Origin of the sequence: Verrucosispora sp. TAA-831 (genome assembly GCF_050780145.1) — a bacterium.
GTDB lineage: Bacteria > Actinomycetota > Actinomycetes > Mycobacteriales > Micromonosporaceae > Micromonospora.
Map to the genome: position 1 here is coordinate 1 of NZ_CP192241.1, position 18,586 is coordinate 18,586.

Consider the following 18,586-nt stretch of genomic DNA (forward strand, 5'->3'; position numbering starts at 1 on the left):
TCAGCGTCGAGACCATCCGCAAGCTGGAGCAAGGCGTCCGCAAGAGCGCCCGCATGGACACGCTGCACGCACTCGCACGTGCCCTCGGCCTGCCCACCAGCGCGCTGATCGGAGACCAGGCCGAGGCCGCCGCCCGCGCCGAGCCCGACCACCGGCCTCTCTCCCTCGCGGAGATCCGCCGCGCCGTCGCGCCGGTCCGCGGCCTCGGTGGCACCACCCTCGCCGCACCGCCGGGCGAGCCGCCCGCACCCGAGGTGCTGCGCCGCCGGCTACACGCCGCCGATCGGGCGTACCAGGCCAACGACTACGCGACCGCGCTCAGTTCGCTGCCACCGCTCCTGCTCGGCGTCCGGGCCGCCGCCGGACTGGCCACCGACAGCACCCGCCCGGCCGCGCTGGTGCTCGTCGCCCGCACCCTTCACCTCAGCGGCAACCTGCTGATCCAGCTACGGGCCGGCGACCTCGCCCAGACCGCGCTCACCGCCGCGCTCGACGCCGCCGAGGACGCCGGGGACCAGGTGGTGGCCGCCACCGTCGTGCAGGGCATGTGCTGGCTACTGATGCGGCAGGGTCGACTCGCCGAGGCGGCCGAGCTGGCCACGCGCACCGCCGACCAGATCGAGCCTCGCTTCTCCCGGGCCACTCCGGCGGAGCTGGCCGCCTGGGGTTGGCTGGCCATGGGTGCCGCCGCCGCGTACGCCCGCGACAACCGCCCAGACGTCGCCGCCGACCTGGTCGACGCGGCCGCCGCCGCGGCGGTCCGGATCGGTGAGCGGGCCCCCGATAGTGAGCACCTGATGATGGTCGGCGGATTCGGCTCGGCGAGGGTACAGATGCAGCGCGTGGAGAACGCCGCAGTGGCCGGTGACCCCGGCCGCGTGCTCTCCCTGGCTGAGGTGGTCCCGTCCGGCCCGACGCCCGTCGGGTCGAGTTGGCAGCGTCACCGCCTGGACGTGGCGTGGGCACATGCCGAGCAGCGCCAGTACGCCGACGCCACCGCGGTGCTGCTCCAGCTTCAAGAGCGCGCTCCGGCCTGGCTGCGACATCAGCGATACGCGCGAGACATCGTGCGGCAGATCGCTGAGGGCCGTCGCCGAGCAATGTCGACCGAGCTGGCCGGGCTGGCCGCACTGGTGGGCTGCACACCGTAACTGGTACGTGGCGTACCAGTGATAGCGCACTGGCTGGCAACTGGTCGTAGGCGCACCTGGTTGATCGCCGATCTACAACCGAAAGTCAGATTGTGAGTTGTCGGCTACCGTGCGCTGCCCCCGTGGTGCATGGCGCGGCCCTCACCGCGACAGGCAGGGCCTTTTCCATGGCAGGAGGCGGGCCCGTCGTCGTGTCGGAAAGACCGGCGGCCGGTGCAGGGGTGCCCGGCCGCCGGGACCGACCTCCCGGGAGGCTGCGATGCACGACGAGCCCGCGCCGGACGTCGAGCAGTTGGCCGCCGTGGTGATGGCCCGGCACCGGGACGGACGCTGCCGCGCCTGCAAGACCGACGGCTGCCCCGAGCTGGACTGGGCCGCACCGGTCATGGCCGACGCCGAGGCGCGGTGGCTGGAGGCAGCCCGCGGTGGATGAGATCGCCCGGATCCGCGCCCGGCTGGTCCTCGCAGCCCGCGTCATCATCACCGACCACTGGCCCACCACGGACCGGCCCGACTGGTGCCCGATCTGCAACTGCCCGTGGAAGTGCTGGCCGCTGGCCACCGCGTACGCGTACCTGCGGTTGGAGGGCCAGCACCTGTGGACCCCGCCGCACGCGCGCTGACCTGCGAGACGCAGAATGCCCCACCGCCCGATGGGGCTGGTGGGGCGTCGCGGTGAGGAGGTCAGGAGGGCGGCTGCTGGGCTTCCTGCCGGCGCCGGAGGAACGCCTCCACGGCTGCAGGGGCGACCATGCGGTATCCGGACTCGGTGCGATACCAGTCCTTGCCCTGCTCGCCGAAGTGCCCGCCGTCGATCCTGCGGCGGAGGGTGTCGATCTTGTCTGGGTAGCCGGCGGCCCGAACCGCGTCCATCACCTGCTGCACGGTGAGCCACTCCGCTGCCACGTCCGCCCTCTCTGTCGACCCTCGCAACCCTGGCGAGTCTCCTGATGATCGCAGACGCGGGGGCGCATGGGCAGTAGCGGTAGGGGGCGACATGCCGCAACCCTAGCAACATTGGCAACCCTAGCAACCTTGTGTCATGATTCCGGGCATGCAGATCCCCCAGCCGCTCCAGGACGCGTACGCCGCGACCGCCGAGGTGGTCGCGGCGTACGCCTCTCTCGTCGCCGCCGGCGCCGGTGCGGTCGGCGCGCTCATTGCGGTCTACACGTTCCGCAAGTTCGTCAAGCGGCACGAGCACGACGAGATCGCCGCCAACCTCGGCGTTCTGCTGTTCCTGGTGGTTACCACCGAAGGCATGTGGGAGGTCGTGCGCTTCAAGATGGGCGTCCCGCCCCTGCTGGCCGTGGCCATGTTCGCGGCATACGACGTGGTCATCTACTCGCAGGGGGCGGCGGCTCTACGCAAGCTCCGCGAGAACGCGGCCGCCCGGATCGGCAGCAACCTCCTGATCATCTGGGGGCTGTCGGCCGCCGCCTCGGTCACCGTCAGCTTCGCTGGCGGCAACCTGGCCACCTGGTTCTTCCGCTTCTTCAGCCCGCTGGTCGCCGCTGCCCTCTGGACCCAGAAGTTGCAGGCCCACCGGGCGCGGACCGGAAAGCGCCAGGAGTCCAACTGGATCTGGACCCCGGACCGCCTGCTGGTCCGGTGGGGACTCAAGAAGCCGGGCGCGGTCGACGACCTCAGCGACGTGTTCTCGCGGCGGCGCATTGCTGCTCTGGTCAACGCCGGGATGGAGCTGTACGTGCAGCAGCAGGCCGCGAAGCTGCGCGGCGACGCGCCCGCCGAGACGTCACGGTGGCCGTGGCGCCGCCAGGACCCGCTCGCCTCGGCCCTCCGCCACCTCCAGGAGCTGACCAAAGAGGCCGACGCTGCCACCGTCCGGGCAGCTCGGGAGCAACTGCGCCGGGTGCTGAGCATCGAGACCGAGTTGTTCCGCGACGACACCCGGCCGACCGAGTCTGAGCGACGGGCGATGAATGAACTTCTACTGTCGGCGCGGATGGTCACCACCGACCTGGGCCGCCAGGTGGACCAGATGCGGGATGTCGGCTGGGTCCGGATGCCTACCTCGATCGCGGACCAGATCCCGGACCACCCGCCTGCGGCCTGGATCGCCCAGCACCGGACCAGCCTGGACCAGCCGACCGGACAGACCGCCACCAGCGAGGTGGACCAGCCGCCGGCCACCCAAGCGGACCAGGGAGCCGGACCAGCCCAGACCGGCAGCCCGGACCAGACGCCGAGCAGCGGGACCATCCCCGCCGTCCGCCCCGCGCCGGCCCAGCGGGCCACCGTCCGGGTGGCCCAGGTCCAGCCCGTCAGCCCCGCCCCGGCGGGCGAGGTGCCGCCCCGGGTGCGCGCCATGGTCCAGGCCCTGCGCGAGCAGTACCCGGACCAGGTCCCGGGCCGCCGGACCGTCATGCCGGTCATGGGATGGACCAACCACGAGGACTCACAGACCGCTATCAACCTGGTCCGCGCTGAGCGGACCAAGACCACCCAGGAGTGAGCGATGCCGAAGTCCCGCAAGGCAACCCGACAGGACTTCCTCAACATCGTGGGCCGGCTGGTAGTCGAGCGGTCCGGCCGCGATGACGAGAGCCGTCGTGCGTTCCGGGCGCTGCCGCCCGACGTTCAGGGCGAGATCCACGGCTGGGCTGCCGACGACCGGCAGCGCCTCGCCGAAGGCGTCATCTTCACCGACTGAGCACCCGTATCGCGGGGCCCGGCCCAAGCCTCCTACAGCACGGCCGGGCCCCGCACCTCCCAGAGGAGACACTCATCATGCCCCACCTGATCCGCGGCACCGTGCCGCCCGACTCGCCCGCGCGGGCACTCGCCGGCCGCACCGTCACCGTGCCCGCGACTGACCTGCCCGCAGTCGCCACCCGCGTCGCCGAGATGCGCGCCGCCCGCATCGACCCGGTCGTCCTCCCGGCCCGCTATGTGCCCTGGACGCCCATCGCCCTCACCCTGGCCAGCGCGGTCCTCGGCGCCCTCGTCGCCGCGCTGGCCGCCATCCTGGCCGGCGAGACCGGCATCGCCTGGGCCGCAGCGGGCGCCATGGTGCTCCTCGGCCTCGGCCTCTTCCCCGTCCTCGCGCACCAGGAGATGGACGCCTGATGGCCGCTCTGCCCTACCGGCTGCACATCTTCGACGGCCAGTACGAGGTCCTCCACGACCGGCGACACGTCGTGATCCTCGACCTGTCCATCCCCGGGTACGCGAGCATCCTCAGCCAGCAGCTCCAGACGCTCACCCGGGCGGCCCTGGACGCCAACGAACCGATGGACTCGCCGAGGTTGGAAGTCAGGGACGCCGCCACCGGCGTCAAGATCCTCGACTGGACGGGGGCCTGACCGTGGAGCACACCATGTCCCCGACCGCCGTAGCCGTGCTGCTGCTGCTCGCCCTGGTCGTCGACTACATGAGCGTCGGGCCGAACTCGCTCAGGGACCGGCTGGCGTTCTTCCTCGCCGTCCCCGCGATTTACGAGGGCTTCAACGAGTCGCCACTCGACCAGTGGACCGTCGGCACCGCCACCGCCTTCATCGAGAAGCTCCTCGACGCCACCGGCGGCGCCTACATCGCGGGCGCCTCCATCAACGCGATCCTCGGCGCCCTCGTCGGCCTGCTGTGGATCTACACGATCGGCTGCCTCCTGCCGGTCAAGGCCAGCAAGAAGCTCGGCCGATTCGCCACTCTCACGTTCCCGCAGAGCCCGCTCTACCGGATCAACACCCGGCTGTGGATCGCCGCGATCCTCCTCGGCATGTTGTCCGACCTGCCGGGCGGCCTGGTCGGTGACCTGACCCGGGGATCGATCGACCTACTCACCTGGCTGGTTGCACCGCTGCCGGCCCTCCTGTTCGGAGCCGCCTGATGCTGACCCTTGCTGCTGCTGAGGCAACCCGAGGTTGGGGTGGCCCGGTCGCCCTGCTCGTCGTCGCCGTTCTCTACATCGCTGGGGCGACCATCCACTACGGGTGGCTGGAGAAGCGCGGCGGCCTCCCCTCCCCCACCGAGGACACCGACACCGATCCTGGTGTCAAACCGCAGGTCAAGCCGGTGTCTGACACCGATGACACCGGCCGTGACACCGGCTGGTGGGGGCGGATCGTCGAACGCGACGGCCGCCGGGTACGCGCCACCGGCCCGGCCCCGGAACGGGACGAGGACCTCGACCTGGAGCTGGTCGACGAGGAGCCGGAGACTGCCGAGAAGGTCATCGGCCGGATGCTCGACCGTGGCCACCCGTACATGGAGATCGTGCGGCAGGTGATGGACGATCTCGAGGTGTCCGAGGCGACGGCCAAGCGCGCGATCCGGGACGTGCGGGCCGAGCGGATCGCGGCAGCGAGCTGACCGATGGTTCACACCTCGCTCGCCGATGCGGACACGATCACTATCGGCTGGGCGACAGTCATGTTCCGTAGTGGACTTGGCGCCCATACCTTCGGGCCTTTGCCGCTCCGGGCCCCCTCCGGAGCGAGGCGATTCGAGGAGATCCCCTTGCGTACGAAGATCACCACCGCGGGCGTTGCTGTGCTCGCCCTAATGGCCATCGCTTGCGGCGCCGGAGAGAGTGACACGGCTGGGCCCGGGGCCCAGGACCAGGCGGCCGGAGCTGCGGACAAGAAGGGCGAGAAGAAGGTCATCCTGGAGGTGACCGGGCCGAAGACTGCCGACGTAACCTACGGCCTCGGCGCCGACCAGTCGCAGGACAACGGCGCGAAGCTTCCCTGGAAGAAGGAGCTGACGTCGAAGGAGGCCATCATCATCCCGACGATCGTGGCTCAGTCGAAGGGCTCCAGCAAGATCAAGTGCAAGATCACCGTCGACGGTGAGGTGGTCAAGGAGAACGCCTCCGAAGGTGAGTTCGCGGTCGTTACCTGCACGGCCGACACCTTCTGACCCACGACGAAAGGGCCCCGCTCTCCCTAGGGAGAGCGGGGCCCTTCGGCATGATGGTCGGTCCCGCCGAGACGTCAGCGGCGGCACCGCGTCGACGATCCTATCGGGGCGGTGTCACGCCCATCCGCCGGTCAGGAAGTGCACCGACAGCCAGGCCATGAACGCCAGTAGCAGTACGCGCCTGGCCTGTGTCCAGCCGGAGCGAGGGCGCTCCGGCTCGCCCGGCTGACGCCGTTGGGTACCGAACCACGCCCAGACGTGCTCGCTGAGGGTGTCGCCCTTCCTGCTGTTGGCCAGGGCCAGGCCCTCGACGACCGAGAACCATGCGAACCAGGCCAGCCAGGCCCACGTCCAGCCGCTCACCGGGGCTCCGGGGCGCGGTTGGGTACGCGGTAGGTGGCGATGCCGACGCTGACGCCGGCGGCGATGCCGAGGCCGATGGACCGGGACACGGCCTCGTCGGTGAGGCCGGTCTCGGTGGCGGCCTGGACGAGCGCCGCGGCGAACGCGGCCGCGCCGGAACCGACGCCGGCGACGACGGCCTTGCGGATACGAGCGATCATGGTGAGCCTCCTCAGACTCGTTCGTTGCGGTCCCGCGCGCTCGGCGGGACGGGGTCCGGCGGAATTGGTTCCACGCCGGCGAGCCTCAGCTGGTAGCCGTAGCCTCCGGCCACCTGCCGCCAGTAGTCGCGGTCGGTCTCCGCTGTCTCGGCGCGGTTGTCGGCCTTGTCCCGTGCCCGGGCCAGGTCCCGCACCGACTCGCGCTCGTGCGCTCGCGCGCCCTGACGAAGCGAGCCGACGCCGCTGAACAGCGCCCGCAGGAATGCGATGCCGCCTCCGCCCAACAGGCCGGCTATCAGGGCGGTGATCGCTTCGGGCATGGTCACGGGCACCCCCTACCTGGCCCGACGGGTCGCCTCCACCCGTACTACCGACACGTCTCGCCACCGTCCGGCGAGCAGTAGCGCGAACCCTCCGAGCGCCAGGCTGGCCACCACTGACGCGGGAGCGAGGGCCGAGGCGAGCACCACGGCGTACACGCCGTGGGCGGCGCACAGCAGCGGCAGGCCGAGGTGCTCGCCGATCCATCGGTCGGTGATGGCGCCGGCGGCCGCCAGCACCCCGCCGAGGACCAGGAAGCCAGCCCAGAGGTACACCAGCGGGCCGGTGGCCTCCTGGACGCTCGGGGTGGGGTACAGGGCTGCGCCGATGCCGGCGGCGGCCATCATGGCGTAGCCGGCTACCCGGGACCACCGGCGCGGCGATGCCACCGTCACCCCTGCTTGGTGAGTTGCTCGGCGGCCAGGCCGATTGCCTCACGCGCCAGTAGCCGGTGGTCGACCTGCGCCGGCTGCGCCGGATCACCCTTCGGGCCCGCCGGGCCGCGCGGACCTTCCGGACCTCGGGGGCCAGGCTGCCCGGCGTTACGAATCGCGTGTGCCCGGTGTACCTGCTCGTAGGCGGCGGGGCTGTACGTGTCGCCGCTGGTGGCTTTGCTGCCGAGACTCTTGCGGCAGGCCAGCAGCGCGGCCGACGTCTTGTCCCAGTAGTGGCCGTCGATCTCACCGGGAGAGAAGCCGGCTGCCGCCAGCATCCGCTGCAGCGTCTCGACCGCCACCCCGCGGTCACCCTTCTTGCAGAGCATGTCCATTCCTCCAGTCGCTGGCACCCACAGATTCGCCCGCTGGTCGGCCCGGCTGCGATACCAGGCGATGTGTGACCAGAGATCGTGGCCACGCCCGGTGTAGAGAGCGAGGGCGCTGACACCCGCCCACCTGGCCCAGTAGTAGACGGGACGGTCCGGCCACGGCTGACCGATGAACTCGCAGACCATCGACAGCGCCGGGTCACCGGCCATGAGCCGAGCCAGCAGCTCGCGGTGCATCGTCCGCAGCGCCTGGTCGCCGCCGTGGCGAAAGTCGCCCGCGCACGCCCACGACCAGTTCGGGTACGGCCCGTCGGCGCCGGCCGGGTCGCGTCGTCGGCTGTAGTCGCCCGGGCCGACCTCGTTGGCGGCCCGGTGGAAACCTGAGCCGTGGGCGCCGTCGCCGACGATGCCGGAGTTACCGCCGCCCAGAGCCGTCCAGTCCGCCATCTCCTGCACGATCACCGGAGCTGCTACCGCCATCGACGTTCACCTCCTGGCCGAACTCGGCGTCGAGGAGCCTGCGAACTTCGGCGATGCCCGTTTGGTCGAGAGGTTCCGTCCACTGCTCGGGCTCGGAGTTGCCGGGGTCCGGCGGCGCGTCCTTCGGTTGGTCGGGGTCTGTCACTGCTGCTCCCATGCGAGGTCAGCCGCACACGCGGGCGTGGCGGCAACGAGGTGACGCGAGAGGGGTCTAGGTACGGCGGGCGACCATCAGGGCCCTGCTACTCGGGTTTGATGGCGATGAGTGCGTGGCCGGATCCCTGCGCGGCCCCGAACTCCCAGGCCACGCCCTGCGCCTCGACGGGGGCATCGACCTTGTAGACCACGGCCGGGCCGGCGCTGTGGGTGCCGAGCATCGTCCAGCCGGCCGATGGGGTCATCTGGCTGACCGTGTTGTTGTTGGCCTGGCAGATGCCGATGAGCAGCCGGCCCGGGCCGGACGGGGTGATCAGCAGCGGCGCCGGCGTCAGCGACGACGAGCGGAAGTCCGCGACGACGTCGTCGATCGGGGCGACCGGGTCGTGGCCGTCGACCTCGTAGAGACTCGCGTAGGCGGTGCCGGCGCCGGTGAACGCGATGGAGATGGTGATCTCGCCCGAGGCGGCCGGCTGGCAGGTGTAGACCGCGACCTGGCGGCCGACGCCACCGGACTGCGGCGCCCACCCGCCCGGGTCGAGCGCCCACGCGTTGCTGGCCGAGTCGGTGACGCCGGTGAACCGGCCGGTAGCGGTGGTGTGGGCCAGGGCGAGCACGTAGAAGCGGCCGGCGGTGACGGTGCGGGTGATCGTCAGCGGCGAGGTGCCGCCGGGGGTGGCCGAGCCGGCGTAGGAGATCTCCCACCCGCCGGTGTCCTGCTCGGCGATCACCCGGGCGTATGTGACGTCGTCCAGGCTCAGCTCCAGCGGGCCGGCCACGGTCGCGCGGGCGACCAGCTCGCCGGCGACGTTCAGCTCACACGACACTGCGGGCCCGGTGGTGGTCGGCAGCGCGAGGAGACGCCGGGACAGCGGCAGGAACCCGGTCGGCAGGGCGAGGATCGTGTCTCCGGAGGTGATGCCGGCGCAGGCCACCCAGCCCTGCAGCCGCACGACGTCGTCGGTGTCCCAGCGGGCTCCCAGTGGCGCGGGGCCGACTGTGCTGGAGGCGGCGTAGTCGCCGGTGTCGTCCGGGTCGACGTCCAGGATCGCGACCCAGGTCTGGTCGGAGGTGACCGGTCGGCCGGCGGCGTCGATCCCGCCGATGTTGACTCTCTGGTTGTCCACTCCGCGGCGCTGGACCAGGATCGCGCGGCCGGTCGCGTCGTAGGCCATCACGATGGTGATCGGGGAGTCCCACTTGGCTCCTTCGACCACCTCGTACCGGTCGTAGTTGCGTTCGTTGGACCAGCGGACCATCCGCCACACGCCGTTGTGGTTGACCCACGTCTCGCGGACGTTCGCGGCGTTGTAGGGGGGCGTCGACGTGAACTGCAGGATCTCGATCGGCTCCGTCAGCGGCGGCATCTGCTCCGGCCAGCGCTGCTGGTAGCGGACGTCCCCGCGGGCGGCGTCGAGGTAACCGGGGTGCGGGTCCGGAGCCTCCAGGTGCGCGGGCAGCGCGGAGTTGCTCGCGGCCTCGCGGGCCGCGCTGGCGGCCTCCTGCGCGGCTACCACTGCGGCGTCGGCCACCTCTCGGGCCTGCGCGGCGAGCTGCGGCACGTCGGTGGTGACCACGATGAAGCGGGGGCCGCCGTCGACTGAGACCCAGATGACCGGTGCTGGTGCCCGGAACCGTGGCCACTGTCCCGGGCCGTAGACCTCGCTGGTCTCGGGGATGACCACGTCGGTGATCGGTGCGCCGCTGGCGTCCGCCAGGTCGGTGATCTGGTCGTCGCCGCCCTGCGACCAGTGGCAGGTCAGCTTCGCGCCTGGCTTGAAGCGGGCCAGCAGGGTGGTGCCCGAGACGGTGACGGCCTGGGTCGCCCAGTCGGCCGGGCCGCCACCAAAATGAAACTGCGTCACGGCAGCCCCCTCCTCAGTAGTTGACCGGCCACGACACGGCCTGCAGGTTGGCGAAGCGGTTCGTCTCGATGCCGCCGCCCCAGAACGTCAGGGTGATCAGCCCTGTTGCGGCGAAGACCTTGCCGGTGACGCGCGCTCCGGACGAGGGCACATGGCCGACGATCTCGAAGTCGTCCATGGGCCGGAAGCCGGTCGGGATGGTGCCGAGATTGCTTGTCGCCGAGGCCGCGATGTTCGCGCCGGACCGTTGAGGGCTGATCGCGAGGGACGCCCAGCCGTTGCGCTTGCGGATCCGGTTGATGCTGGCCTGCCACTGCTGCGCGGCCGGCGGAGCGGGCGACAGGCCGCCGAGGGATGAGGCCGCGTTGTCGCCGATGACGAACCACTGGCTGCCGGTGCCGACGAGGTAGCGGCCGGTCTCGTGTTCCCAGAGCGTGCGGCCGGCCTCGTTGGGCATGAGGGTCGCGCGGCCGGCGCGGTACTGGGCGTCGCTGCCGATGTACCAGGTGGTGGGGGTGGCCGTTGCGCCGGCGACGGTGCCGCCGGCCGGGAGGGAGACCTGAGCGAGAGGGTGCTCGAAGACACCGGTCGCTCGCTGCCGCGTCGGGGCGGGCAGGGCACCTCCGGGGGTGCCCTCCTTGACGTGAAAGGCGATCTCCATGTTCGACCAGTCCAGCTGCGCGACCACATGGTCCAGGCGGACCGCGGATGCCCCCGAGTTGCTGGCGATCGTGATCGGCTCGTCCTCGTCGACGACCGTGAAGGCCATGCCGAGAAGGCGGCCCGTCGTTCCCTGGCGGACGTAGGCCTGGCCGCCGGAGATGTAGACCGGCGCGGGGTTGCTGGGATGCCCGAAGACGCCCGAGCCGCCGTAGAAGCCGATCCCCGAGGCGTACTCGAAGTCGGTCACCTCGCCCTCGCCCTCGGCGGGGTAGTCGGCGTGAGGGAAGAACACAATCGGCACGGGGGTGTCTCCTCAGACTCGGACGGTGCGGGCCACGCGGCGGGCCAGGGTGCGGTTGCTGGCCACCCACGCCGGGTCGCTGCTGGCGGCCTGGGTGCCGATCAGCGCGGTACGGACGCGGCCGGTGCGGGGGACGACCTGCAGGCGGACCGCGCGGACGATGTCGGTCACCGGTGCTGTCGGGCCGGGGAGGACCAGGGCCAGGTCGCCGAGGGCGTAGGCGTCGCCGTAGACGACCTGCTTGGTGTCGACGGTCTCGGTGGCGACGGTCAGCTGCTCGCGGCCGCCGTCGAGAGCTTCGTCTCCGGCGTGCTCCAGCTGCTCGGGGTCGGACTCGTTCTGCGCGTCGACGAACTCCTCCGACCGCCACCAGGTGTTCACGGCGTCGACGTCGACGCGCTCGACGATGGACCGGTCGGTGCCGCGGCCGGCGCCGGCGACGATCGCCGCGGTGCACGTCGGGGCCTGGGTGGTCACCTGCAGCTGTCGCAGTGTCCCCGTGGAGAAGCTGAATCGGGCGTACCCGGTGCGATCGCGGGGCGCGTACACCTCGGCGATGAGGTCGCGGTTGATCTGACGGACGCGGAAGCCGAGCTCTCCGCCGGGCAGACCGCCGCCGCCGAGCACGGCCAGGGCCCGCAGCTCGTCGTAGAGGTCGACGAAGCGGCTGGCGTAGGTGAGGGTGGAACCGAGGCCTGCGCCGTCGCCGATGAGCAGCTGCGGCACGCGCCGGTAGGACAGGGCTCCGGGTCCGCCGTTGACGTTGACGAGGGCGAGCATGAGGGTGCCGGCCGGGCCGGTGCCGGTCCACTGAGAGTCGACGGTCTGCTCAGTGGCATGTACGGCGGGGTCGGGGTAGGTGATCCGGTTGGCCAGGTGCGCCCCGTCGTCTCCGAAGTCGACCACCCACTTGCCTGCGGCGTCCGGACCGGTCGCGGTCCGGAGGATGTCCAGGCCCTCGATCGGCCCGGATTTGAACACGGCGCCCTGGTCGCGGACGACGACCCGGTTCCTGGGCACCAGGGCCTCGGTCAGCTCCGGGTACATCGGCGCGACGAACGAGCCGGCGACGATCTCGTTGAAGCGCACCTCGGCGTCGACCTCGACGTACTTGATCGGGTTGGTCACCGGGACGCAGTGCCGGTCGGTGATGGTGACCTCGGTGTCGAGTCGAGTGGCGCTCACACGGTCTCCAAGAGTCGGTGGTAGGTCATGGCGTAGCCGGAGCCGTTGCCCGAGCCGGAGAGCAAGAACTCGACGTCGTTGGCGCCCTTCTCCAGGGGCCACAGATCCCCGGTGATCGCGCCCCACCAGACCTCTCCGTCCGGCCCGGTCGCGGTGTGCGGGTCGGAGGTGACCAGCACGGTCTCGCCGGTGCCCAGCGGGCCGTGGCCATCCCAGTTCGGGTTCAGTGACCAGCTGGCGCCGAGGGTGTGGTTGATGGCGGTGAAGCCGGACATGCCGCCGGTGATCAGCAGGTCCGGCCAGGCCGCTGCGTCACCGTCGTTGACGACGATCTCGCGGCCCGGGATCCTCGACGACGACACCGACATGAACGGGGCCAGGAACCGACGTCGGGCACGCTGGGCGCGCTTGACGACGGCCGGCACCGGGTCACGGAAGAAGCCGTTCGGGCACCACAGCTGCACGGTGGGCTGTTCGTGCCAGCCGAGCCGCTCCGGGTGCGAGTCGAACGATCCGGGCTCCAGCTCGACGTCGATCTCCCGCACCGTGCCATCGGCCTGGGCGATGCGCAGCACCCCGCCGCCGGCGAGTGCCGTCGCGAGCGGCCGCCACCGCGACAGCATCTGCAGCCGGTCGCGGCCGCGGAAGAACATCTCGAAGGTGATCAGCCGCCCGTCGACCCACTCGTGGCGGGTGGTGGTGCCGCCTCGGGCCTTGTCGTCGCGGGTCTTGACCCGGGGCGTGACGCCCAGACCGGTGACGGTGCCGAACAGGATCCAGTACCCCAGCTCCCGTCGCGTGAGTGGCCAGAGGATCCCGTCTGTGTCGACGAACGTCCACGTCTCGACGCTGCGCGACGGGGGAACCGGCGGGACGGTCGGCGGGACGACGGGCTGTCCGGACAGGACGGGCACGAATTCACCTCTTCCTACCGGCGCGGGCCTTGCGGGCGCGGCGGGCCTCGATCGCGGCGATTTGCTGCTCGGTGGGCGCGGCACCGGCGAAGTGGTAGTGCGTGTCGCCACCGCCGCCGGTCGTGGCCGGCGTGGGCGGTGGCGGCGGCCGCCACCCGGGCCGCCAGCCGGGCCGGTCGTCGCTGCCGCCGGCGATGCTCCAGCCGCCCGGGGCGGGCATCGCTGCGGCGGCGAGCCGGCCGGCGGCGTGCTCGACCTTGCGGCGCCCGTCGTCGAGGCCCAGCGCCGCGCCGCGGCCGACCCAGCCCATCAGGTCCCGCATCACCCGACTCGGGCTCTTGATCTTGAGTGCTTTCTTGATGGCCTTGGCCATGCCCTTGGCGATCCGCAGCATCTGCGCCTCGATCGCCTTCTCCTGCGCCTTGAGTCCGGCGACCAGGCCCTTGGCCGCCTTGATCCCGGCCGAGTAGAGGGCGTCGGCCACGGTGTTGCCGGTCGCGGTAGCGGTCTTGTCTAGTTCCTTCGCGAGCTGGTTGAGCTGGGCCAGCTCGGCGTCCGTCGCGCCGGCCAGGGCGGCGGCGGTGGCCGCGCCGGCGACCGGGCCGGCCTCGGCCAGCTGCTGCAGCAGGTCGCCGGCGAGGCCCCGCTTGGCCAGGGTCTTCATGTTCTGCGCGAAGGCCTTCGCCGCGGTGACCGACTCGGTGAGCCGGGAGATCATCGACCCGATCGTGGCCGGGCCCTCGTCCTGGACCAGGGAGAAGGAGTCGCGGACCTTGTCGGCGGTGTCGCTGGCCAGCTTCGTGCGCGCCGCCAGCAGGTCGTTGAGCTTCTTCTCCGCTGCGGCCCGCTTCTCGGTGACCTTGGTCAGCCGGCCGGACAGGTCGAGCAGCCGCTTGGTGTCGGCGGCGACCCGGGCCTGCAGCTTCCGTCGCTTGCTGCCGGTGAACTCCTCGGCGATCAGGCGCGACACCCGTGCGGCGGCGGCCTTGATGGCCTTCGCGCTGCCAGTGAGGCCCTTCACCAGGCCCTCGGCGATGAACCGGCCGAGCCTGGTGGTGACCTTCGAGGGCGACGCGATGCCGAGGTATTCCCTGATCTTCGCGGGGATCAGGTTGGTCAGCTCTTTAACCTTGCTGGTCACCATGTGCCAGGCGCCGGAGATGCCGTCGCGCAGGCCGGCGACGATGTTCTGGCCGATCGTGAGCATCTTGCTCTTGAGCGACGACAGCGCCGAGGTGATCTTGCCGGGGATGCTACGGACGAAGGTCATCAGCGCGGTCAGCCGGTTGACGGCGCCGGCGCGGGCCCGGTCGAAGGCCCCCCGGATCACCCCGGCGATCACGCCGATCCCGGCGATGATGGCCCGCACGCGGTTGATCGCGCCGGTCACCACGGAGACGATCAGCGACCAGGCGGCGGAGATCACGGCACGCCAGAGGTTCACGACCGTGCGGATGTAGGCGGTGATCCATCCCCAGACGGTGCTCACCACCGTGCGGACCATCTGCAGGTACGCCTTGACCGCGTTGACAATGAACGCCCAAGCGGCCGGTACGGCGGTCTTCAACCAGTTGACGGCGGCGCCGATGCCGGTCTTGATCGCGGCCCAGACCGCCAGCACCAGGTTGCGGAAGCCCTCGTTCTTCTTCCACAAGATCACGATGGCGGCGACCAGGGCGATGATCGCGATGATGATCAGCCCGAGCGGGTTGGCGCTCATCGCCGCGTTGAGCAGCCACTGAGCGGCGGCCCACACCTTGGTGGCCACCGCCGTGGCGATCATCGCGACACGCGACGCGGTCGCCGAGATCAGGGACCGTTTCTGCGCCGCGTCGCCGGCGGTCGTGGCGGCGGTGGACGCGGCCTGGCCCACGGCCTGGGCGCGCATCGCGGCGGTCGACGCGGTCATCGCCGCGGCCAGCTGCGCGTTGCTCGCGGCCAACCTCCGGTTGGCCATCGCCGAGGCGAGAGTCAGCACCGGCGACAGGGCCGACGCGGCGTTCGCGGCGAGCTGCGCCGTCTTGACCAACACGAACCCGGCCGCCAGATACGGCAACGCCTTGGCGAGCAGATCGACGTTGTCGGCGGCGAAAGCCATCACCTCGGCGCCGACCTTGAGGCTGTCGGCCAGGCCAGGGCCGGCGTCGGTCTGCAACTGCTTGAGCAGAGGGCCGATCTGCTGCAGCGCGGTGGCGGCCTGCCCGCCGAGCTGGTCCCAGTTGACCCCTTCGAGCTTGTCCATCAGCGCGTCAAGGTGCGGCAGGGCAGCCTCGGCCAGCTGCATGAACGCGCCCTCGACGCGCCGCTTGAACGCCTCGACCTTGGCGGCGGTACTGCCCTGCAGGGTGTCGCCGGCCTTGCCGGCGGCGCCCTCCAGCTCACCGAGACCGGCCGCCGCGGTCTTCGGGTCCATGGCCAGCAGAGCGCCCTTGAGATCCTCGCTCTGCGTACCGAGCAGCCCGAAGGCGATCTCCGCGTGGTTGGCCTGGCCCTCGGTCTCCTTGAGCTTCGTGATGACCTGACCGAAGGCCTCGGCGGCCTTGGGTCCGCCCTTGGCGAAGATCCTCTGCATCTTGTCGGCGTCGAACCCCAACGCCTTGAAGCTGTCCCGTGCGGCCTTCGACCCGTCGACCGATCGGATGCTGAATTCCTTGAGCGCGTCGGCGGCCTTGTCGGCGTTGTAGCCGCCCTTGGAGATGGCCTGGTTCATCAGGCCCAAGCTGGTGGCTGCGTCGAGGCCGATCGCCTTGAAGTGGCCGCTGTACTCGGTGAAGGTGTCGAGGAGGTCCTGGCCCTTGTTGACGCCGAGCTGGGTACCGCGCACCAGGACGTCGAAGGCATCTTCGGCGTTCTTGGCGATGCCGGACTTGAGCATCGTGGACACCGAGGCGCCGACCCGGTCGTACTCCTCACCCATCACCTGGCCGACGGAGATGGCCCGGGCGGCCACCTTTTCGATGTCGGCGGTGGCGGCCTCGGGGTCGATGACCCCGTTCTGCAGCACGCTCTTGACCGCGTCCGCGACCCCGGCCGCGCTCTCGCCGAACCCCTTCTTGTAGAGGTCGCCGGCTATCTGCCCGGCCTTCGCGGCAGCCTCGGGCGTCGACGCGATCTGGGTAGCGAGCAGCGCGTCGACCTTGCTCTTCTGCAGCGCCTGGTCGAGGCCTTGGGCGAGCATTCCGCCGGCGGCCACGCCACCGGCCAGCGCGGCGGTGCCGGCGATCCGCCCGACCATCCGCGCCGTCTTGCGGAAGCCCTCGGCGAAGGAGCGGCCGGTCTTCTGACCGGCCCGCTCCGCCACCGGGGCAGCTTTGTCGGCGTCCTTCACACCCCGGACGTCGACGCCCATCTTGATCAGGAGGTTTGCGATCGTGGCCACGCCAACCTCCTGTTCTGTTATCCCTGCTCAGCGGCAGCGGGCCGTAGGTCGGTGCCGCCCATCGCCTTGTTGAGTCCGACGACGATGGCGAGCATCTCCTCGGTGGACTGCTCACGCCGCTGCCGGCCGGCGCCCCACGTCAGGAGGAAGTCGTCGTACGGGTACGGCGCCCGACGGTGCCGGTTGGCGTTGGCCACCGTGTGCGCGATCAGCGCCGCCAGGCGGTCATCGCGCTCGCCGCCGAGCGGCCCGTACAGCTGCTCGTAGACGTGCCACTCGGTCAGCTCCCGGGACGAGATCCGCGACAGCATCTCGGCGACGGTCATGCCGCCGAGATGCGCGGTCAGCCGGAAGTAGAAGGCTCGCTCGGGCCTTCTTGAAAATCCTCGGTCAGCTCGTCGACGTCCTCGTCGCTGAGCCCGGCGAGGCGCTGCGCGACGTCGTACACCCGGCCGAGCGCGGCCGCGCTCTTGCGGCCGAGGGCCTCGACGTCGTACGGCTTGAACAACGGCTGGCCGTCCTCGTCGACGACCGACGCGGCGACCAGGCGGGCCCGCAGGTTGGCCAGGTTGACGTCGCGGTTCTTGCCCTTGCCCTTGATGCTGGCGGCCTCGAACTTGTCGCGCTCGGCGCCGGTCATGCCCTTGACGCGGACGGTGCCGCCCCATTCGGGCACCTCGACGTCCTCCGAGCAGGAGTCGTCGACGGCCAGGATCTGGTCGCGGGTGAGCAGGGTGGTCATGGCGGTTGTGACCTCCGGATTCAGGTAAGGGTGGGCTTGCCGCTGACCTTGAAGGTCAGGGACGCGGTGAGCTTGTCGTCGTACGGCGCGGACGGCTCGAAGCCGGTCAGGATCGCCTTGATGCCCCAGGTGATGGCCGGGCTGGTGGGAAACACCAGCTTGTAGGCACGCGGCTCGTCGTCGTCGAGGTCGTCGACCAGGACGTCGTGCTTGTCCGGGTCGTAGTTGACGTCGACGGACAGCTCCCCGCCGTCCTTGAGGGAGCCCAGGTGCTCCATCCAGGCGTCCGGGGAGTCGTGGGCGGTGACGTCAAGGGTCTCCCGGGACAGCCCGGGACCGCCGATGTTGGTCGCGTTGGCGATCGCGGTGAAGACCTCCGGCTCGGCGCCGTCGCCGCGCTGGAGCTGGGTACCGAAGCCGTCGATGCCGGCCATCTATGCCTCCTGCTGGGTGTTGACCCGGAACGTGACCGGGACGTGTCGGATGCGCGGATCGGGGGTGCGCAGCGTGCGCGCGTTGCGGAACCGGATGCTGACCACCTGGTGGCCGGTGATGGTCAGGGCGTCGCGCTGGTGGTCGAGCAGCTGCACGAGCGCGTCGACGACCTCGGTGGGGCGCAGGTAGCCGTCGACCATGTCCCAGAGGTGCAGCGTGATGTCGGCCTGCCGGCCGACCGTGTCGTGGGTGTTGTCGGGTTCCTCGAGCGCTTCACCGATGACGAGGTACGGGTACTGGGCCGGCTCGGGGACGTGGTCGTAGACCCGCTCGGCGAGCAGCTCGGTGACCCGGGGATCGGCGCGCAGCGCGGCGTAGAGGGCGACCTGCAGCGGTCCGGCGACCAGGCGGGCCGGGCCGGTCACCGGTACCTCTTGCTGATCCGGCGGGCGACGTCGCCGGCGAGGCGCTTCTCGGCCCGGGCGATCGCCTCGGCGAGCGCCGGCTGCGCGACCTGGCTCTTGGTGCCCTCCTCGGGGAACACCATGTAGTACAGCTTCGGGTCGAAGATGCCGACCTCGACGGCGGCCTGCTTGCGGTCCTCGCGGATCTCGATGCCCTCACGGCCGGCGCCGGTGTCGTACGCCGCGGCGGTGTACCAGTCCTCACGGACGTCCTCGGCGGTGTCCCGCATCCCCTTGAGGGCCTCGGACTCGACGTCGGCCGGCAGGCGCCGCAGCGCGCGGCGCAGCGCGCCCATGCCCTCGATCCGCACCTTCGACAC

At 71.0% G+C, this 18,586-nt stretch carries 26 protein-coding genes; 10 read left to right on the forward strand and 16 right to left on the reverse strand.

Features of this window, described 5'->3' with window-relative positions; translation table 11 throughout:
- Nucleotides 1-53: 53 nt before the first annotated feature.
- The 3 genes from ACQVFL_RS31380 to ACQVFL_RS31390 all read left to right on the forward strand — a co-directional run bounded on the left by ACQVFL_RS31380 (nucleotide 54) and on the right by ACQVFL_RS31390 (nucleotide 1,774).
- Entirely contained in the window at nucleotides 54-1,151 is a 1,098-nt protein-coding gene (locus ACQVFL_RS31380; protein ID WP_431729959.1) for a transcriptional regulator, read from the forward strand.
- 259 nt (nucleotides 1,152-1,410) lie between these two features.
- Nucleotides 1,411-1,584 (forward strand): hypothetical protein, encoded by a 174-nt coding sequence (locus tag ACQVFL_RS31385; protein WP_431728263.1) that lies wholly within the window; start codon nucleotides 1,411-1,413, stop codon nucleotides 1,582-1,584.
- A complete protein-coding gene (locus ACQVFL_RS31390) occupies nucleotides 1,577-1,774 on the forward strand; it encodes a hypothetical protein (RefSeq protein ID WP_431728262.1) in 198 nt (65 codons plus the stop codon). The genes ACQVFL_RS31385 and ACQVFL_RS31390 overlap by 8 nt, the downstream gene beginning before the upstream one ends.
- Nucleotides 1,775-1,835: 61 nt before the next feature.
- On the opposite strand, the gene ACQVFL_RS31395 is transcribed toward ACQVFL_RS31390, so the two are convergent.
- Nucleotides 1,836-2,057 (reverse strand): hypothetical protein, encoded by a 222-nt coding sequence (locus ACQVFL_RS31395; protein ID WP_431728261.1) that lies wholly within the window; start codon nucleotides 2,055-2,057, stop codon nucleotides 1,836-1,838.
- Between the two features lie 148 nt (nucleotides 2,058-2,205).
- Between ACQVFL_RS31395 and ACQVFL_RS31400 the strand changes: the two genes are divergently transcribed.
- From ACQVFL_RS31400 to ACQVFL_RS31430, 7 genes are all read left to right on the forward strand, one after another.
- Nucleotides 2,206-3,627 carry a hypothetical protein gene (locus ACQVFL_RS31400; protein ID WP_431728260.1) on the forward strand — a complete coding sequence of 474 codons (1,422 nt, stop codon included), beginning with the start codon at nucleotides 2,206-2,208 and terminating at the stop codon, nucleotides 3,625-3,627.
- A 3-nt stretch (nucleotides 3,628-3,630) separates the two neighbouring features.
- Nucleotides 3,631-3,825 (forward strand): hypothetical protein, encoded by a 195-nt coding sequence (locus ACQVFL_RS31405; RefSeq protein WP_431728259.1) that lies wholly within the window; start codon nucleotides 3,631-3,633, stop codon nucleotides 3,823-3,825.
- Nucleotides 3,826-3,902: 77 nt separating this feature from the next.
- Complete coding sequence (locus ACQVFL_RS31410; protein WP_431728258.1) at nucleotides 3,903-4,241, forward strand: hypothetical protein; 339 nt, start codon at nucleotides 3,903-3,905, stop codon at nucleotides 4,239-4,241.
- Nucleotides 4,241-4,477: a hypothetical protein gene (locus ACQVFL_RS31415; protein WP_431728257.1), complete on the forward strand. Its 237-nt coding sequence runs from the start codon at nucleotides 4,241-4,243 to the stop codon at nucleotides 4,475-4,477. The genes ACQVFL_RS31410 and ACQVFL_RS31415 overlap by 1 nt, the downstream gene beginning before the upstream one ends.
- A 14-nt stretch (nucleotides 4,478-4,491) precedes the next feature.
- Complete coding sequence (locus ACQVFL_RS31420; RefSeq protein WP_387261538.1) at nucleotides 4,492-5,001, forward strand: hypothetical protein; 510 nt, start codon at nucleotides 4,492-4,494, stop codon at nucleotides 4,999-5,001.
- Nucleotides 5,001-5,483, forward strand: a complete 483-nt coding sequence (locus ACQVFL_RS31425; protein WP_431728256.1) for a hypothetical protein — start codon at nucleotides 5,001-5,003, stop codon at nucleotides 5,481-5,483. Before ACQVFL_RS31420 ends, ACQVFL_RS31425 begins: the two co-directional genes overlap by 1 nt.
- 147 nt (nucleotides 5,484-5,630) lie before the next feature.
- A complete protein-coding gene (locus tag ACQVFL_RS31430) occupies nucleotides 5,631-6,032 on the forward strand; it encodes an MmpS family transport accessory protein (protein WP_431728255.1) in 402 nt (133 codons plus the stop codon).
- A gap of 114 nt (nucleotides 6,033-6,146) precedes the next feature.
- Here the strand turns inward: ACQVFL_RS31430 and ACQVFL_RS31435 are convergent, their stop codons facing one another.
- The 15 genes from ACQVFL_RS31435 to ACQVFL_RS31505 form a co-directional block, all read right to left on the reverse strand.
- Nucleotides 6,147-6,395: a hypothetical protein gene (locus tag ACQVFL_RS31435; protein WP_431728254.1), complete on the reverse strand. Its 249-nt coding sequence runs from the start codon at nucleotides 6,393-6,395 to the stop codon at nucleotides 6,147-6,149.
- Nucleotides 6,392-6,595, reverse strand: a complete 204-nt coding sequence (locus ACQVFL_RS31440) for a hypothetical protein (RefSeq protein WP_431728253.1) — start codon at nucleotides 6,593-6,595, stop codon at nucleotides 6,392-6,394. Before ACQVFL_RS31440 ends, ACQVFL_RS31435 begins: the two co-directional genes overlap by 4 nt.
- An 11-nt stretch (nucleotides 6,596-6,606) precedes the next feature.
- Nucleotides 6,607-6,921, reverse strand: coding sequence for a hypothetical protein (locus ACQVFL_RS31445; protein ID WP_431728252.1), 315 nt, complete (start codon nucleotides 6,919-6,921; stop codon nucleotides 6,607-6,609).
- Nucleotides 6,922-6,930: 9 nt separating this feature from the next.
- Nucleotides 6,931-7,305 carry a hypothetical protein gene (locus ACQVFL_RS31450; protein WP_431728251.1) on the reverse strand — a complete coding sequence of 125 codons (375 nt, stop codon included), beginning with the start codon at nucleotides 7,303-7,305 and terminating at the stop codon, nucleotides 6,931-6,933.
- Nucleotides 7,306-7,307: 2 nt separating this feature from the next.
- A complete protein-coding gene (locus tag ACQVFL_RS31455) occupies nucleotides 7,308-8,162 on the reverse strand; it encodes a peptidoglycan-binding protein (RefSeq protein WP_431728250.1) in 855 nt (284 codons plus the stop codon).
- A 242-nt stretch (nucleotides 8,163-8,404) separates the two neighbouring features.
- A complete protein-coding gene (locus ACQVFL_RS31460) occupies nucleotides 8,405-10,183 on the reverse strand; it encodes a hypothetical protein (RefSeq protein ID WP_431728249.1) in 1,779 nt (592 codons plus the stop codon).
- Between the two features lie 13 nt (nucleotides 10,184-10,196).
- Complete coding sequence (locus tag ACQVFL_RS31465) at nucleotides 10,197-11,147, reverse strand: hypothetical protein (protein ID WP_431729960.1); 951 nt, start codon at nucleotides 11,145-11,147, stop codon at nucleotides 10,197-10,199.
- 12 nt (nucleotides 11,148-11,159) lie between these two features.
- Complete coding sequence (locus tag ACQVFL_RS31470) at nucleotides 11,160-12,332, reverse strand: Gp37-like protein (protein ID WP_431729961.1); 1,173 nt, start codon at nucleotides 12,330-12,332, stop codon at nucleotides 11,160-11,162.
- Complete coding sequence (locus tag ACQVFL_RS31475; protein WP_431729962.1) at nucleotides 12,329-13,246, reverse strand: hypothetical protein; 918 nt, start codon at nucleotides 13,244-13,246, stop codon at nucleotides 12,329-12,331. The genes ACQVFL_RS31470 and ACQVFL_RS31475 overlap by 4 nt, the downstream gene beginning before the upstream one ends.
- 4 nt (nucleotides 13,247-13,250) lie before the next feature.
- The gene (locus ACQVFL_RS31480) at nucleotides 13,251-16,625 is read right to left on the reverse strand and encodes a phage tail tape measure protein (protein ID WP_431729963.1); all 3,375 of its coding nucleotides are present in this window, start codon (nucleotides 16,623-16,625) and stop codon (nucleotides 13,251-13,253) included.
- Between the two features lie 17 nt (nucleotides 16,626-16,642).
- Complete coding sequence (locus tag ACQVFL_RS31485; RefSeq protein WP_431729964.1) at nucleotides 16,643-16,951, reverse strand: phage tail assembly protein T; 309 nt, start codon at nucleotides 16,949-16,951, stop codon at nucleotides 16,643-16,645.
- 17 nt (nucleotides 16,952-16,968) lie between these two features.
- Nucleotides 16,969-17,367 (reverse strand): hypothetical protein, encoded by a 399-nt coding sequence (locus ACQVFL_RS31490; protein ID WP_431729965.1) that lies wholly within the window; start codon nucleotides 17,365-17,367, stop codon nucleotides 16,969-16,971.
- A 20-nt stretch (nucleotides 17,368-17,387) separates the two neighbouring features.
- A complete protein-coding gene (locus tag ACQVFL_RS31495) occupies nucleotides 17,388-17,801 on the reverse strand; it encodes a phage tail tube protein (protein ID WP_431729966.1) in 414 nt (137 codons plus the stop codon).
- Nucleotides 17,802-18,227 (reverse strand): DUF3168 domain-containing protein, encoded by a 426-nt coding sequence (locus ACQVFL_RS31500; RefSeq protein ID WP_431729967.1) that lies wholly within the window; start codon nucleotides 18,225-18,227, stop codon nucleotides 17,802-17,804.
- The gene (locus ACQVFL_RS31505) at nucleotides 18,224-18,586 is read right to left on the reverse strand and encodes a hypothetical protein (RefSeq protein WP_431729968.1); all 363 of its coding nucleotides are present in this window, start codon (nucleotides 18,584-18,586) and stop codon (nucleotides 18,224-18,226) included. Before ACQVFL_RS31505 ends, ACQVFL_RS31500 begins: the two co-directional genes overlap by 4 nt.

Coding starts and splice junctions, on each gene's coding strand:
- ACQVFL_RS31490 (WP_431729965.1), bottom strand. CDS start 17,367: ATGACCACCCTGCTCACCCGCGACCAGATCCTGGCCGTCGACGACTCC.
- ACQVFL_RS31495 (WP_431729966.1), bottom strand. CDS start 17,801: ATGGCCGGCATCGACGGCTTCGGTACCCAGCTCCAGCGCGGCGACGGC.
- ACQVFL_RS31420 (WP_387261538.1), top strand. CDS start 4,492: ATGTCCCCGACCGCCGTAGCCGTGCTGCTGCTGCTCGCCCTGGTCGTC.
- ACQVFL_RS31405 (WP_431728259.1), top strand. CDS start 3,631: ATGCCGAAGTCCCGCAAGGCAACCCGACAGGACTTCCTCAACATCGTG.
- ACQVFL_RS31425 (WP_431728256.1), top strand. CDS start 5,001: ATGCTGACCCTTGCTGCTGCTGAGGCAACCCGAGGTTGGGGTGGCCCG.
- ACQVFL_RS31440 (WP_431728253.1), bottom strand. CDS start 6,595: ATGATCGCTCGTATCCGCAAGGCCGTCGTCGCCGGCGTCGGTTCCGGC.
- ACQVFL_RS31410 (WP_431728258.1), top strand. CDS start 3,903: ATGCCCCACCTGATCCGCGGCACCGTGCCGCCCGACTCGCCCGCGCGG.
- ACQVFL_RS31415 (WP_431728257.1), top strand. CDS start 4,241: ATGGCCGCTCTGCCCTACCGGCTGCACATCTTCGACGGCCAGTACGAG.
- ACQVFL_RS31485 (WP_431729964.1), bottom strand. CDS start 16,951: ATGACCGTCGCCGAGATGCTGTCGCGGATCTCGTCCCGGGAGCTGACC.
- ACQVFL_RS31380 (WP_431729959.1), top strand. CDS start 54: ATGGACACGCTGCACGCACTCGCACGTGCCCTCGGCCTGCCCACCAGC.
- ACQVFL_RS31455 (WP_431728250.1), bottom strand. CDS start 8,162: ATGGCGGTAGCAGCTCCGGTGATCGTGCAGGAGATGGCGGACTGGACG.
- ACQVFL_RS31385 (WP_431728263.1), top strand. CDS start 1,411: ATGCACGACGAGCCCGCGCCGGACGTCGAGCAGTTGGCCGCCGTGGTG.
- ACQVFL_RS31400 (WP_431728260.1), top strand. CDS start 2,206: ATGCAGATCCCCCAGCCGCTCCAGGACGCGTACGCCGCGACCGCCGAG.